This window comes from Xenorhabdus griffiniae, assembly GCF_001028135.1.
GTDB classification, from domain to species: Bacteria; Pseudomonadota; Gammaproteobacteria; order Enterobacterales; family Enterobacteriaceae; genus Xenorhabdus; species Xenorhabdus bakwenae.
Genome location: NZ_LDNM01000189.1, coordinates 1 through 701 on the forward strand (window position 1 = coordinate 1; position 701 = coordinate 701).

Annotated in this window: 1 protein-coding gene; it reads left to right on the plus strand. The window is 60.1% G+C overall.

Translation table 11 applies throughout. The annotated features are described in order from the left end of the window. Positions 1-701, plus strand: a 701-nt coding sequence (locus AAY47_RS19600; protein WP_047772058.1) for a toprim domain-containing protein, incomplete at both ends; no start/stop codon positions are given.

The following is a 701-nucleotide window of genomic DNA, read 5'->3' on the forward strand; positions in this document are numbered from 1 at the left end:
ATCCTGAGCTGGTCAGCCATTTTAAGCTGGGCTTTGCCAACCGAACGCTTGCTTACCGCCTGCCGCCCAGTAAATACAAGGCCGGAGCAGAGATCCGCCGCCGTCTGCAAGCAGTCGGTGTGCTGCGGGAGAACGGGCGGGAGCATCTGCGCGGTTCGCTGGTTGTGCCGGTGATGGGTACACAGGGGCAAATCCACGAACTGTACGGGCGCATGATCAGTGATGATCTGCGGGCGTCGGTTATCCGTCATCTGTACCTGCCGGGGGCCCATCACGGCGTCTGGAATGAAGCCGCACTGGGTGCGTCCAGGACGCTTATCCTGTGTGAATCGCTCATTGATGCGATGTCGTTCTGGGTGACGGGGCAGCGCCATGTCACGGCGGCCTATGGTGTACATGGTGTGACCGCTGACCACTGGCAGGTCTTTGAACAGCACAACATTAAGCAGGTGCTGATCGCCTTTGATAACGATACCGCAGGCAATGAGGCGGCGGTGAAACTGGCGTCGGCACTGGTTGCCAAAGGGATCACACCGCTGCGCGTGGTGTTCCCACCGGGCAGGGATGCCAATGAGTATCTGTGTCAGATGGCGGAACCCGAAACCGCCTTTGCTCTGCTGATTGAGCGTGCCGTGCCAATGCAGGAGGCGGCGGATATGGTGGCTCTAGAGCGCCAGACACCTGAGCCAGACACAGCACCC